Origin of the sequence: Acinetobacter populi, assembly GCF_002174125.1 — a bacterium.
Classification (GTDB): domain Bacteria; phylum Pseudomonadota; class Gammaproteobacteria; order Pseudomonadales; family Moraxellaceae; genus Acinetobacter; species Acinetobacter populi.
Window position 1 is genome coordinate 72,374 of the sequence record NZ_NEXX01000004.1, and the last position, 14,635, is coordinate 87,008.

Annotated in this window: 15 protein-coding genes; 3 read left to right on the plus strand and 12 right to left on the minus strand. The window is 39.8% G+C overall.

Annotation, left to right across the window (positions count from 1 at the left end; all coding sequences use genetic code 11):
• Positions 1-55: 55 nt before the first annotated feature.
• From rplS to ispH, 12 genes are all read right to left on the minus strand, one after another.
• The gene (gene rplS / locus CAP51_RS11485) at positions 56-430 is read right to left on the minus strand and encodes a 50S ribosomal protein L19 (protein WP_087620904.1); all 375 of its coding nucleotides are present in this window, start codon (positions 428-430) and stop codon (positions 56-58) included.
• Positions 431-628: 198 nt separating this feature from the next.
• Complete coding sequence (trmD, locus tag CAP51_RS11490; RefSeq protein ID WP_087620905.1) at positions 629-1,369, minus strand: tRNA (guanosine(37)-N1)-methyltransferase TrmD; 741 nt, start codon at positions 1,367-1,369, stop codon at positions 629-631.
• A 48-nt stretch (positions 1,370-1,417) separates the two neighbouring features.
• Positions 1,418-1,972 (minus strand): ribosome maturation factor RimM, encoded by a 555-nt coding sequence (rimM, locus tag CAP51_RS11495; protein WP_425426801.1) that lies wholly within the window; start codon positions 1,970-1,972, stop codon positions 1,418-1,420.
• A gap of 3 nt (positions 1,973-1,975) precedes the next feature.
• The gene (gene rpsP / locus CAP51_RS11500; RefSeq protein WP_087621147.1) at positions 1,976-2,227 is read right to left on the minus strand and encodes a 30S ribosomal protein S16; all 252 of its coding nucleotides are present in this window, start codon (positions 2,225-2,227) and stop codon (positions 1,976-1,978) included.
• A 289-nt stretch (positions 2,228-2,516) separates the two neighbouring features.
• Positions 2,517-2,945, minus strand: coding sequence for a type IV pilin protein (locus CAP51_RS11505; RefSeq protein ID WP_087620906.1), 429 nt, complete (start codon positions 2,943-2,945; stop codon positions 2,517-2,519).
• 5 nt (positions 2,946-2,950) lie between these two features.
• The gene (locus CAP51_RS11510; RefSeq protein ID WP_213062695.1) at positions 2,951-3,463 is read right to left on the minus strand and encodes a prepilin-type N-terminal cleavage/methylation domain-containing protein; all 513 of its coding nucleotides are present in this window, start codon (positions 3,461-3,463) and stop codon (positions 2,951-2,953) included.
• Positions 3,464-3,476: 13 nt separating this feature from the next.
• Entirely contained in the window at positions 3,477-7,373 is a 3,897-nt protein-coding gene (locus tag CAP51_RS11515; RefSeq protein WP_425426810.1) for a PilC/PilY family type IV pilus protein, read from the minus strand.
• Between the two features lie 121 nt (positions 7,374-7,494).
• Positions 7,495-8,283, minus strand: a complete 789-nt coding sequence (locus CAP51_RS11520) for a pilus assembly PilX family protein (protein WP_087620909.1) — start codon at positions 8,281-8,283, stop codon at positions 7,495-7,497.
• Entirely contained in the window at positions 8,280-9,179 is a 900-nt protein-coding gene (locus tag CAP51_RS11525; RefSeq protein WP_245809144.1) for a PilW family protein, read from the minus strand. The genes CAP51_RS11520 and CAP51_RS11525 overlap by 4 nt, the downstream gene beginning before the upstream one ends.
• Complete coding sequence (pilV, locus tag CAP51_RS11530) at positions 9,179-9,697, minus strand: type IV pilus modification protein PilV (protein WP_087620911.1); 519 nt, start codon at positions 9,695-9,697, stop codon at positions 9,179-9,181. The genes CAP51_RS11525 and pilV overlap by 1 nt, the downstream gene beginning before the upstream one ends.
• Positions 9,694-10,194 (minus strand): pilus assembly FimT family protein, encoded by a 501-nt coding sequence (locus CAP51_RS11535; protein ID WP_087620912.1) that lies wholly within the window; start codon positions 10,192-10,194, stop codon positions 9,694-9,696. Before CAP51_RS11535 ends, pilV begins: the two co-directional genes overlap by 4 nt.
• 105 nt (positions 10,195-10,299) lie before the next feature.
• Positions 10,300-11,250, minus strand: a complete 951-nt coding sequence (gene ispH, locus CAP51_RS11540) for a 4-hydroxy-3-methylbut-2-enyl diphosphate reductase (protein ID WP_087620913.1) — start codon at positions 11,248-11,250, stop codon at positions 10,300-10,302.
• Between the two features lie 127 nt (positions 11,251-11,377).
• On the opposite strand from ispH, the gene gmk reads away from it, so the two are divergent.
• From gmk to CAP51_RS11555, 3 genes are all read left to right on the plus strand, one after another.
• Positions 11,378-12,004 (plus strand): guanylate kinase, encoded by a 627-nt coding sequence (gene gmk / locus CAP51_RS11545; RefSeq protein WP_087620914.1) that lies wholly within the window; start codon positions 11,378-11,380, stop codon positions 12,002-12,004.
• A gap of 93 nt (positions 12,005-12,097) precedes the next feature.
• Positions 12,098-12,379 (plus strand): DNA-directed RNA polymerase subunit omega, encoded by a 282-nt coding sequence (rpoZ, locus tag CAP51_RS11550; protein WP_087620915.1) that lies wholly within the window; start codon positions 12,098-12,100, stop codon positions 12,377-12,379.
• Positions 12,380-12,525: 146 nt separating this feature from the next.
• Positions 12,526-14,628, plus strand: a complete 2,103-nt coding sequence (locus CAP51_RS11555) for a RelA/SpoT family protein (protein ID WP_087620916.1) — start codon at positions 12,526-12,528, stop codon at positions 14,626-14,628.
• The last annotated feature ends 7 nt before the right edge of the window (positions 14,629-14,635 follow it).

The following is a 14,635-nucleotide window of genomic DNA, read 5'->3' on the forward strand; positions in this document are numbered from 1 at the left end:
TAAGCCATAAAAAAATGCGCCATAATCGGCGCATTTTTCACTCAAAAAGCAGCAATTAAGCTTCTTTTTTACGTGCAGGCAATTTCTCACGAATACGTGCAGCTTTACCAGACAATTCACGTAGGTAGTACAGTTTAGCACGGCGAACATCACCACGACGTTTCACTTCAATTTTAGCAACGATTGGAGAATGCGTTTGGAATACACGCTCAACACCAACACCGCTAGAAATTTTACGTACAGTAAAAGCCGAGTTTAAACCACGGTTTTTCTTAGCGATAACAACACCTTCAAATGCCTGAAGACGTTCACGCTCACCCTCTTTTACTTTAACTTGTACAATAACTGTATCACCTGGTGCAAATGCAGGAATATCAGTTTTTAATTGAGAGTTTTCAATTGCTTGAATTAAAGGATGTTTGCCACTCATTGTGGGAATCTCCATGATGCGAAATTTTCGGTTTCGCTGGGGACAGAGGCTAAAAACGCATATCAACCCGTTTATATTTCACCTTAAACCTGAATGATTTAAAGCACGCTTAATACTCGAAGCACAGCTTCTCGTCTACTTGCGGAACTTTCGTTCCTCAGGGCAAACATACTTAATGTTTGCTTACCCTCGCTCATCTTACGAATCCAAATCTTTTACCCATTTTTTTTGCTGCGGACTCAACTCAACTTTTTCGACCAATTCTGGACGACGTTGTAAAGTGCGTTGATAACGCTGCAAAAACCGCCATTTTTCAATATTGGCATGATGTCCGGATTTTAAAACTTCTGGAACATCTAAACCCTGAAAATGATCGGGCTTGGTATATTGTGGACAATCCAGTAAACCATCCACAAAAGAATCCTGTTCCGCCGATTGATCATCTGACATCACATTCGGTAAACGCCGAATAATACTGTCAAGTAAAACCATTGCAGGCAGTTCACCACCAGATAACACGTAATCGCCAATTGACCATTCCTGATCAACATACAACTGGATTAAACGCTCATCCACCCCTTCATAACGCCCACACAGTACAATCAAGCCATCATATTCGACAAAATCTTGTACTGCCTGCTCATTTAAGGTTTTGCCTTGCGGTGACATATACACCACAGGAGTATGAACACACCCTGCTTGCTGTGCCAACTGCCTAGCATGATCGATTGCTTGTGCCAAAGGCTCTGCCATCATCACCATACCCGGCCCACCACCAAATGGACGTTCATCCACCCGTTTGTAGTTGCCTTTGGCAAAATCCCGTGGATTGATACAGGTCACCTGTATCACCTCACGTTTTGCTGCACGCCCGCTGATTCCATAAGCCGTAATCGCATCAAACATTTCAGGAAATAATGTAATCACTGCAAAAAACATCGCAGGCTCCCTTCCTGTTTTATTTATCCAAAGATAAATAATGAATGCTTAATAATCTACGCCCCAATTGACGTAAATACGACCTGCTTCTAGATCTACACGCTGTACCACATCTTTATGCCATGGAATCATACGTTCCTCGGCATCAACACTGTCAGCAGTAGCGTGAACCACCATTACATCATTGGCACCAGTTTCAAACAATTCATGGATTTTGCCTAGAATGACTTCATTTTCTGATTCATCTAGTCCCATCACGATCAGACCTTTTAAATCTGACCAGTAATATTCATCCATGCCTGCCTGTGGCAATTGTGATTTTTCAATCCAGATTTCGGCACCGACCAGTTGCTCTGCCGCAGTGCGATCACTCACACCTTTGAGTGCAACAACCAAGCCTTTACCTTGTGGTTTCCAACGTTTTACATCGGCTGTTTGCCAACCTGCCTTGGTCTTGATATACCAAGGCAAATAATCAAACATATTGCTAATTGGGTCTGTATTGGAAAAGACCCAAAGCCAGCCATTCAAACCATACGGTGAACGTAACTGTCCAATCTGAATACGATCTTCCGGTACATTCTGCATGGAAGCCTGACTCATCTATTAAACAGTTGCTTTTTGAACTTGTTTTGCCAATGCAGCAACACGATCAGATGCTTGAGCACCTTGTGCAACCCAGTGATCAAAACGCGCAGTATCCAAACGAACTTTTTCTGCCTGACCTTGTGCAGTCGGGTTAAAGAAACCAATACGTTCGATAAAACGGCCATCACGTGCATTACGGCTGTCAGTTACAACAATTTGATAAAACGGACGTTTTTTTGCGCCACCACGAGTTAAACGAATAACTACCATGAGAAAAACCTTATAATTTTTACGGATTATCCCTGCACCGACCATCGGTAGCATTTCAAACCCCTTTCATAGAGGGCGGTATTTTACGTTAAATTTTAGACAAAAGAAAGCAGAAATATTGATACTCAAAACAACAATTCAATGATTGGGATACGAATCATGGTGAACCTTATATTACCACTAAAAATATCAAAACAAGATTACCTTGCTGGCAAATGACATAGCAAAGTCAAACAAAGATAACGATCACGTCAGCGAACGATTTAAATATAAAGATAAGCCGCTGCAGTTAGTTTCCGTCCCAATTAGTAGAAGCAGAAGGAGTGCAGGAAGAACCTTTCGTCCAGCATTTTTGTCCTTGGCTATTCAATCCAATTTCACCATTATCTTTCTGTTTTGAGTCAGGTATTGGTTCTGCCTTTAAAGACCACGATAAATTATCAGCTGGGATGCTCAGCGTTATCGTATATTGTGCATTACCTGTAGTTGGATAAGTCTCAGAATTGCTGCCATTACTTAATTTTGCATTTTCAAAAGTATTCTTGGCCATTTTATAATTTGCCAAATTACGTGCAATCTGAAGCATTTCAGTTTGAGCATCCACACGGTTTGTCTTAATAATATATTCTGAATATGAAGGATATGCAATTGCAGCCAATATCCCTACAATTGCTACAACAATAAGTAATTCAATCAAGGTAAAACCTTTCTGTTCCATAATTATCACCATGCTATAGAATTACTACCACACCCTGTATAACTAATCGTGCTGGTATTTTTACAACGTAAACCTTCACTTGTCATCAACAGATTATAATTTTTGGGATCATTTTGAACGGTAGCCTGAATTGCCCATCCTCTTCCTCTAGCATTACCGTCGGTAAGTAATCTATTGGTATCATCGAGATCTCTAATCGTAATTTTATATTTTACTTTGTCTCCCGTAGATTTTATAGGTACATTCACTTCTGTTAACGCATCACTTTGTCCATATATATAATTCGGATCAAAACCCCGATAGGTAAAATTTCTAGATTTATGCCGTTCTAGCTGTTCTGCAATTTTCTGCATTTCCTGTTCTGCCTGAGCTGCTACCGCTTTACGTGTATATTCAAGATAACTAGGAAATGCAATAGCAGCTATAATTGCAATGATAATTACAACAACCATAACTTCAATTAAAGTAAATCCTTTAATCTTATTTCTATGATCATGACTTATATTTCTATAAGCCATGATCATATGCTTATTATTTTGCTTCAACATATTTTTCATACCATCGGGTTGGATTTAAGATTTTTGTTATTAACCATTCTCCCTTACCCTCTATATTGCCTACAATAGTAAAACTATTAGAGTTACCAGAACCTGGAGCAAATGAGATACCACGAATACCTGCACCCAGAATATTCTGATTTTTACCATCAGAAATTTGGAAGCCTGTTTTACTTTCTGAACCACTATCTACAAAGCCATTAGAATTTAAACATGCACCATAAGGCAAACAAAATTGCTGCACATCCGTTTCCCCAACAATCCGTGGCTGGCAAGGATCTCCTTCCGCAATCCCTGTCCCCTCTGGATCATACACAGGCATAATCAAACGTCCTGTAATTGCGATAGGCTCCTCCTCAAAAGCTTTCATCCCACCTGCTGTACGACCTGCTACTTCTTTTCCAGAGGAATTACTCGACAATGATCGATACCATCCTTGCATACCACTCTGTGTATAAGGGAAAAATAAACTCGATATCTTTTGTCCAGTAACCGTTTGAGGGTTCTCTTTTAATTGATTTAATTTAATATTTTCAGTTTTTAATGTAATCGAACTGCCTTTGATAATATCTTTATTTGAAATATCTCTATCGATTAGACCATATACCTTATTGGTAGGTCTATTACTTAATGCCGTTGAAGGTAACATACTTTCACGTCCAATTACCGGGCTAACATCTAAAGGTGTACTCCGATCACCCGAAGCAAGACCTACAACAACAAATGTATCTGTACCCTCATCATGAACTGTAATTGTAGGTGGCTGATAGAATCTTGGCTGATCACCATTTGTAATAGCAGCACCAGTTGAAGTAGTCCCCAAATCTGCCAAACGCACTACACGCTTACCAAAGTTTGCTGCACTTGTCCCTTCTTCATTATTTAAATCTATACGAAATACTTGCCCGCCAAGATCACCAAAATACAAATGATCAACCAAGCCATCTGCGTTACGATCCAACGTACTTACCCGAGACACTATACTATATTTCATATTGGTATTATTGGTGTTTGCACCTGTATTACTTGCCCACCACAGACGTTCACCAGTGTCAGCATCAATAATATAAATCGCATTACCAAGAGCCTCAGACTTATTACATCCCCCGCCATATTCCGTTGGATTTGTAGTCCCAAGTCTGAAGCGTGGATTTTCATAACATATATCATACCCACCACCTACAATCATTACCCGAGTAATTTTATTATTATATCGAACATTGGCGATGACTGGTTTAGACCATGTTTGTCCCATACGTTCAAAACCAGAAATATCGCTACCCACTCGAAATAAAAGTTTTGGTGAAGTCGGATTAAGTAAATCCAGTCCATAATAGCTATTACCACCCATACGCATGCCACCGTACACATTCATTTGTTTTGCTTTGACTTGTGTTCCAGTATCATCCGCACTCACGACCTGATAAGCTGAATCTGCGACCCATGCACCACTTACACCATAAGTAACGCCATTAACATCCGACTCTCCCTTCCTAAGGGCTTTTGATGCAGTATTATCTTTTAGTATTTCTGCTGGTATAAATACCATTTGCTCTACACCACTGGCGGCATCGACCACCCGCAGCGCACCCTCCATACTACCATAGAGTATAGATTGACTCCGTGTAGATTCTAGATTTCCATTTTCATCCAGCTTACCTGAATAAGTCATTTGTATAGGGAAAGAATGAATACTGGCACCCATTGCATTAAATGGCATATCTGGAGCAGTTAAAGTTTTAGGTAATTCTGTGGTGGTTGATAAATTTAAGTCATAACCAAAATAATTCAATAATTTCAATTTTAAAGTTAAAGTCAGATTCTTTAATTTATCATCACTTTTAAATCGATCCAGTAAAGCAGTACTATTATTTGCTGTTGCAGCAATGGATAATAATGAAGCTTTTTTATTCATGGAAGTAATTGTGCCATCACTCGTCACGCTACTGATATTTGTAAATAAAGGACGATAAGCTGAGACCATACTATTTGTAGTTGGTAAAATTACTCTTGAATACACCCCACCTAATTCAATTTCGCCACCATCAGAATTAGCAGTATTATTCCATAAATCTTTTGTGTTTGAATTAAACTTGCCTAATGAATCAAAAACAGTAGTATTGGCAGCCTCCAGTACACCATTTTCTACTTTATATTTTTTTAAATTACCTAGCCAAATAATATTTTGTGTTCCGGGATTAGGCTGTAATGCACGCAAATAGCCGTATTCCTGAAAAGCACTTGGATTAAGTGCATCAACAGGGATTGAAACTGCTCCAGTCGATAATGGTTCAATAGGAACTGAATCTAGGTTATTAATAAATGTAATAACACTATTGGTCACATCATCTGCCGAATTTGCAATGAAAAAACCTCCATTACCATATCCTGGTTTACTTACTGGGTAAGTTGTACTATCTGGCGAACAAGCATCATTTGAAGAACGCTTATCCTGTGTCCGAGAACTCAATTTACAAGCATTAATCGCATCACTACTCCCCAAATTATTCATTGCTGCACCAAAACCAACAAATGCAGTTTGAATAGATACACCGGAAGGATTTTGATTTGCATCAAATAATCTTTTTGAAAAATTACTCATACAATCCCAATTAGTCCCACCACTCAAACCTCCACTACAACTAAAGGATGTTTGATTCAACGCTGTAGCAAGAACTCTGGTATTTACCGTATTCGTCGGAACACCATCGGAAAGAATATAAACACCTTGCCCGTCACAACTTTGTCGCTTATCTGCTGAAGGCAAGGGAGACTTATACAATGTTCCAGAATCATTTTGAGTACTTCTATCTGAAACTGAAAAACCACTATAACTATTTGTTTCAGTTTGCGTTTCTAAGGATGTATAGAAAACGGTACTACCACTAGTTTCTTCCTGTAAGCCATTTAAATTAGGAGCAGAAGTGCCTAGATTTGTCCAATAAGATGAACTTGTTCCTGCACGTCCATTACATTGTTGAATCAAATCATCAAAATCTGTGCTCTGCCAGCTTCTGCATTGGTAATAATTATCCGTAGAAACTGTACGGCTAGTTGCAGCAATATAACTACCAGATAAGTTAGCGTTTGCATAACATCTATTATTATTCTGATTACTATATGTTCGAAGATATGGATATGACGGATTTAAACATTGATCACGTACAGTAGATTGTGTTGTAATTTTTTTATATATATCTTTTTTCACATCACCATAAACCAGTGTACTGGTTCCCATTAAATATGAAGCCGCCTCAGCGTAAGCATTGGCCGTTGGCGTACCATTATATGCTGTTAGACCAGCTACAGCCTCTCTCAATCTAGTACGATGAGAAGAGTCAACCGATCCCAACTCAACTGCTGGCACAATAATTCTACCTGCATTTGCATCTGCATAGCCATCGCCATTGGTATCAACAGAATAATTTCCCAACCCGACACGAACAGAATTAAGTTGTGAATTTGCACTATTCAAAAATGTAAACATACCATCTTTTAATCGTGTCAAACGGTCATAACACCGATATGCTCCATTACTTTGCTTTTCACATCCAGTACTTGTATTGGTCACTTGTGAATTACTAGTATCCGAGGAAACATAACAAAATCTACGTCGATAAGAAGGCGTCGTTGTCGAATTAATGTAATAAACAGAGTTATTACTAAATGAAGAAAGATTGTTACCATTGGTCGCTTCAACCGTTTGACCAGAGGTACCACAATTTAAATTGTAATCATCCCGATAACTATAACCAGAAGAGTTTACCGATCCCATTGACCCCGAAGTATCCAGCATCATGACAATGGTTTTCTGACCAGCAGTTGGTTTTGCATAAATCTGTAAATCTGTTGCCTTGGCGATTGATGACATCAACACAATCGAACCTGTAAAAGTGATACATGCAATTGCTATGGGATTTAATCGCAATTGTTTAGCACCAAATTTTTTCGAGGTTAATTTTTTTAAACTTTTCATTTTCTATTCCTCTCAATCAGGTGGGCTCTTTCTGCATTGTCGACATAGTCTGTAAATTTAGCTCCTGCATCTGGCTCGTTACAGGCACCCCAAGATTAGCGAGACATTGTGCAACTGTTTGCATTCCTCGGGTGACTTGATCTGTGTCATCGTTGATATAGTTTTTCATACAATTTTGTGCTGCTGTTCTATCTTTTGCAAAAGCGGGAACCACCGATGTTGTTGTAATACGAATACGTTGTTGTTCCGTAACCCCGGTTGGCAATACTTGCCCCAAACTCGCATTATTGCCTCGGGCAATTAATGCTAAATCCTCAAACTCTGATGTATCAGTTGGTATTTTGACAGCAACCTGAGTCACAACAGCCTCTCTTGCACTTCCAAAATCACTTGATAAATCACAAAAAGCAAGACCACTACCATCTGCAAGCGAAGCAGCTCCACCGCTTCCTACTCTTAATACAGCCATCGATGCCGCGGAAGCAAATTTTACATTCGACTTAGGCTTATAACAAAAAACATATTCCTTACCTGGCTCAACTTTACTATCTGCTATAGCTTGTCCAACCGCATTTGCCAAACTAGTTTGCTCACCTGGCCCATCAATTAATATTTTATTAATCGGTGTATCAGCAGTCTGGCTTAAAAATTGCTCAACCTGAGCATTTGTTGCAATATTAAGGGTAGTCATCGCAGTACGTATTGAAAATACACCAACGATGGTTAGCATTAATAAGATAATCATGACTACAATAATTGTTGACCCTTTTTGCCCTGATTTCAGAGATTTATATATTTTTGTCATATTTTCACCCCTAAACCATTACGCATGGCAATTGTAGTACTATACATACGACGCATATATTTTGTCTTGGTATCGCTAGGTATGACAGCGCCATCAGGAAAACTAAAACTTTCTTTTGATGGATCAATATCTTTACTTTCTGTAGTATCTCTTGAACGGACCAAAACATAGATTTTCACTGAAACAATCTGAAATGCTTTCTCATCAGTTGAAGCAGCGGCAGCTGTTTTATAATTTGCCAAAGTATAATAACGAAGATTACTTCCGTCTTTAACACCAAAATAAAAACGTAATTGATCTACTCGTGGCATAATAATTTCGCCATTACCTACCAAACCAGCAGCTGTAGTAGGTGGGTAGCCTGTAGTATTTGCTTTACAGGCCAAAGCCAAACCATTATTGTCTGTTCTTAAAAAATATCGTTGAATTACAAACTGGCCTGACGCTACTTTTCCGCCTTCGCAATTTACCATGGCATTGGGAGCAATAAACTGAATGGTCAATTGATCACTGGTAGTTCCCACATTGGAGCTTCCTCCTGTTTTAGTCAACAAACTGGCATCCACACCAGCCAATGGCAAATTAGCTTGTACCTTTGCCGGATCCCCACTTGTAAAAACAATTCCACCCAATGATGTCTTATCATTTAATATAGGGTTATTGATATTGCCATAATTCGCCAATCGAATATCTCGCGCCATATATTCCAAACCAAAAACGCCGCTATCTTGTAGTTCTGCACTGGCATCCTGCATTCTGGTCGTAATTAATCCACCGGTAAATAACTGCAAGGCTGCTGCACTTACGATTAAACCAATCGCTAAAGCAACAATTAACTCAACCAAAGTAAAGCCACTATTTTTATATGTATTCAAACGATATCGATGTAAATACATTAATAAGCCTCCATCATCAAGCATTGTGATGCTGTGGCATAAACACCGTTAGAATCCATGCATTGACTATAATCATTTGCTTTAAGCTCTGTTTCACCCCAAGCTGCAAATAAACATTGTCTATTAATTATAGTGCTTACTTCAGGACACTTCGCCATCATCAGGTGGATCCCCTCATTAAATCCAGCTGAAGCAGCACTAAAAGCATCATAATTTGCCATTTCTGCTGGTGTACATGCAGCTGAGAAACAATTTTTTTTGGCTGTTGTATTTTTATTAAACCCTACATAACTCGCTACTGCTGTGGGATAAGAACTTTGTCCTAAAGCATTTGCCCGCATACTCTCGGTTAATCCCCGAAGAATAAGAGTTGCCTGAGACTTGGTTAATGCTTCACTCGTAGCATCCACTGCTCTTAACTGCAATGCCGTATAGCCTAAAACGCCAATTGCCAAGATAATCAATGCAACCAATACCTCAACTAATCCTACGCCTAATTGCTTTTTTTTATAACTCATGCGCATGTTCCCTTTTCCATATAAACTGCACCCAATATTGATACATTAATTTCACGGGCTTCTTTTTCTAAACACAAAGTATAAGTTCTGGAGGTTTCATCTTTTATTGTTCCCTTCGCAGTAAAAATAACAAATGATTTGTTCGTAGCACTAATGTTGACATCTTTTGTAATATTCGCCAAAATCACTCTATTTTCATTAATATAAGTATTTATTTCCGAGCCTAAATCAGCGCCAGACAAGCATGTATTTTTAGTAACTTCCTGACCAGAAGTATTCTTATTCGGACAAACAACAACCGCAGCATTTATTGTTGCAGCACGACTACGACCTTCTTTTAAAGCCAACATCATTTGCTTGGCACTTTGATTGAGTTGATAAGAATTCATGATTGCAGAAAACGAAGGCGCAGCAATACTAGCAATAATCGCCATGACAGCAATAGTCACCATCAGCTCAACAAGTGTAAATCCCCGTGAAAATTTAAGCCGCATCATCTTTATACCAACCCCCTTTTACTCAGTACAAAGATAATACATTTTAAACACAATTAAATATATTTTAGGATTAACGTCATCATCTAGCAGATAAAGGGTAATTTATTAAACTTCAATCGCTTTTATTCTTAACTCTTTCGGCAAACTAAAGGTGATGTGCTCTTCCCGCCCTGCCAGTTCTTCGGGGATTTTTGCCCCCCATTCTTGAAGTCGATTTAATACTTGTTTAATTAAAATTTCAGGTGCTGATGCTCCCGCTGTAACGCCTATTTTTTGATTTTTGGCAAACCACTGTTGTTGCATTTCATCGGCATTGTCAATTAAATAGGCTTTTTTGCCCATACGTTCGGCCAGTTCACGTAGTCGATTGGAGTTGGATGAGTTAGGCGAACCCACCACGAGTACAACATCACAGCGTGAGGCCAGATCACGTACTGCATCCTGCCGGTTTTGGGTGGCATAGCAAATATCATCTTTACGTGGTCCCTGAATATTAGGGAATTTGCTGCGTAATGCCTCGATCACTTTTGCAGTATCATCAATCGACAGTGTGGTTTGTGTCACAAATGCCAATTGATCCGGATTACTTACCTGTAATTGCACCACATCATTTTCATCTTCGACCAGATAAATATTGCCACCATGTTTGCGATCATATTGACCCATGGTGCCTTCAACTTCCGGATGTCCATGATGTCCAATCAAAATCGCTTCGATGCCTTCACGGGAATATTTGGTGACTTCCAGATGTACTTTTGTAACTAAAGGACAGGTCGCATCAAATACTTTTAATTGCCGCTCTTCCGCTTCTTTTTGAACGGTTTTGGAAACACCATGTGCGCTAAAAATCACAATGGCATCATCAGGTACTTGATCCAGTTCATCGACAAAAATGGCACCGCGTTGTTTTAAGTCATTGACCACAAATTTATTATGCACAACTTCATGGCGCACATAAATTGGCGCACCAAAACATTCTAATGCCCGATTGACAATTGCGATGGCTCGATCCACGCCTGCACAGAAACCACGGGGATTGGCTAAAAGAATTTCCATTGTCATGCACCTAAATTTATGACCTAAAACGACAAGACCAGTAGTCTACGAGGAATTTGGGTTTTGTTTAGTGTCAGATTCTACTACAATCTTGACTATCCAATGACGATGATACAGGAAAATAATTATGTCTGGTTTACTTTTTGTGGTTTCGGCGGCTTCGGGCACGGGAAAGACATCATTAGTAAAGGCATTACTTGACCGCACCACCAATTTGCATGTTTCTGTATCACATACCACGCGTCCGCAGCGTCCGGGTGAGTTGAATGGTGTACATTATCATTTTATTGAAAAAGAAGAATTTTTAACCCAAGTTGGACAAAATGGCTTTATTGAATATGCCGAAGTTTTTGGCAATTATTATGGTACCTCTCAGGCAGAAGTAGAAAAGCAATTAAAAAATGGCCATGATGTCCTGCTTGAAATCGACTGGCAAGGTGCCGATCAGGTACGTAGATTATTTCCGCATTCCATTCAGATTTTTATTCTGCCCCCTAGCCAGTACGATCTACGTCAGCGCTTGTCCAATCGAGGCTCAGATACCGTTGAAGTGATCGAAAGACGCTTAAGTTGCGCCGTGGCAGACATGCAACAATATGTTAATTTTGACTATGTAATTATTAATGATTCCTTTGATCGTGCATTGCATGAACTAGAAGCCATTATTACTGCCAACCGTCTGACTTTAACCCAACAAGCTCTGCAACACGAAGAGCTGATTTACAAACTCCTTACACCGAGCAAAGATATTTAGGCTTTTTGCTGCTCTGTACAGTTTGATGCTTGAGTGAGATGCTCAAGATGGATATAATCGAGGATTATTTTTAATCATTTAATAAGGCTAAAAATGGCACGCGTAACCGTTGAAGATTGCTTGGAAAACGTCGATAATCGTTTTGAGTTGGTATTAGTTGCAAGTAAACGTGCTCGTCAATTGGCTCGTCAAAACATTGATCCAACTGTGGACTGGGATAACGACAAACCTTCTGTTGTGGCTTTACGTGAAATCGCAGCAGGTACAATCACCAAAGAAATCCTGAAACAACGTGATCAGGATTTACATCATTCTAATCTTGATTTGGCACTGTCTGCCAACGCACTTAATCTCGAAAATTTTAGTTTTCAATAATTCTTCCAGCAGGGTGATACGTTCACCCTCGTCATCTAAAAAAATAATCTAAAATGAAGAGAATACATTGACATTTTCTTCAAATTGTTTTTCATTATACGTTTAGCTACTTTATCTATAACGACCCACTTAGGATGAGTTCATTTATGCCAGGTGATGCAGTCAGTCATGCCAAGCTTCAGCTCAAAACCATCATAGAGCCCTATCTTTCTTCCGATGAAATTCGTGAAGTGATGGATGCGAGCGACTTTGCAGATGCAGCACATGCCGGTGTAACCCGTAAAAGTGGTGAGCCTTACATTTTGCATCCGATCGCGGTCGCCTGTTTGTTGGCCCATATGCGTATGGATGCCGATACCCTAATGGCTGCGTTATTGCATGACGTGATTGAAGATACGCCCATTACCAAAGAAGAAATTACCGAGCGCTATAATCCAACTGTTGCCCATTTGGTTGATGGCGTCACCAAACTGACCAGTTCCAGCGATAAACAGTTTAATAAAGCTGCCTCTTTCCGTAAGTTTTTACAGGCAACCTTGCAAGATCCGCGAGTCATTATTATCAAGCTATCAGATCGCTATCATAATATGACCACGCTTGAAGCATTACGCCCCGACAAACGCAAACGTATTGCGCAAGAAACCTTTGATATTTATGTACCGATGGCTCGTCTGGTCGGTATGAATGAAATGGCAGACTGGCTGGAAAATCTCTGCTATCAGAATCTTGATCTAGATATGTATGCGACCATCCAGCAGGCATTGACCGAAACCAAACCCAAACGCTGTGAATATCAAACCATCTGGGAACAACGCCTCAATCAGATATTACAAGAACACCATATTGAAGGACGCGTTAAAAAGAAAAATAACAATACCGAATTACTCCGTCACTTTGTGAAAAATGAACTTGATTTACACCAGCTTACCCATAGCCATGCTTTTGAAATTATTTTAAAAACGGTTCAGGACTGTGATGACTTGGTCAAGCTGCTGGCTCAGAATTTTAGCATCATCAGCTATACCGACCATATTCGCAAACCGATGCCGGGTGGCAATCAGGCCTTATTACTACGTTTAAAAGGTGAAAAAACCTATTTATCCGTCACCATTCAAACCGAACTGATGCGTAAAGCTGCGCGTTTTGGTGTCGTGCTCGGTGAAGCAGCACCACAAGCCTGCCGTTCGGCTATTCAGGCATCTTTACATAATCTGAATGACCTGATTGATGAAGAATGTGCCAAAACCACCTTTAGTGACTTGCTGGATTATTTGCATCAGGAAAAAATTATTGCCTATACACCGCATGGACATGTACATGAATTACCTCGTGGTGCAACAGCAGTCGACTTTGCCTATGCAGCAAGCTTATTTCTCGGAAATCATGCGGTGGGTTGTAAAATCGATGGCGAACAAAAGCCGTTGTCTACAGCTGTCACCAATGGTCAGGTGGTCGAAGTCATTACTGATGTACTGGCCACACCCAATCCAGACTGGTTAAGTTTTGTCAATACACAAAAGGCTCGTCGCGCCATCCAGAATATCTTGCGCGAACAGGATTATGATGAACAAATCCTAATCGGACAACAAGCACTGAATCGGGCATTAAAATCCTATCATAAATCGATTCAGGAACTCAGTGACAACGACTGGCAATGTCTATTATTATGGCACCACCTCCCCGATAAGGAGGCAATTTTCGAGCAAATTGCAGTAGGCGATTTACTACCTCAGTTAGTGGCCAATAAACTGCTTAATCTGACCGATCAGATTGTACTTGAATCAGATTCGCTGATTCAAGGCACAGAAGGCGTAGAAGTCAAATATGGACATTGCTGCAATCCTGTTTTTGGCGACCCGATTCTTGGTCATTTAACCCGCCGTGGTTTAATTGTCCATCGCACCCAATGCCAGAATTTGCTGCATGAACAGCGTCAGCATCCAGAAAGCATCATGCCGTTATTATGGCAAAGCAGTAACCATGAAGGCATTCGTTTTCATGCCTATTTGCAGATTGATGGTAACCTCGATGATGAAGAATCTTCTCAAGCCATTTATCAGGCGCGTAAGGATAATGCTGGGGTGGAATCGGTCATTCATGAAAATGAAAAAACCTATTTTAATATTGTGGTGACTGATCGTAACCATATTGCACAAATTATTCGCGATTTACGCATGACGCTTAATTTTCCACGCATTACCCGGTTACATATGCCACTTGCAACGCACCAAAGTGCAAAGGTAAGCTAATTCACAC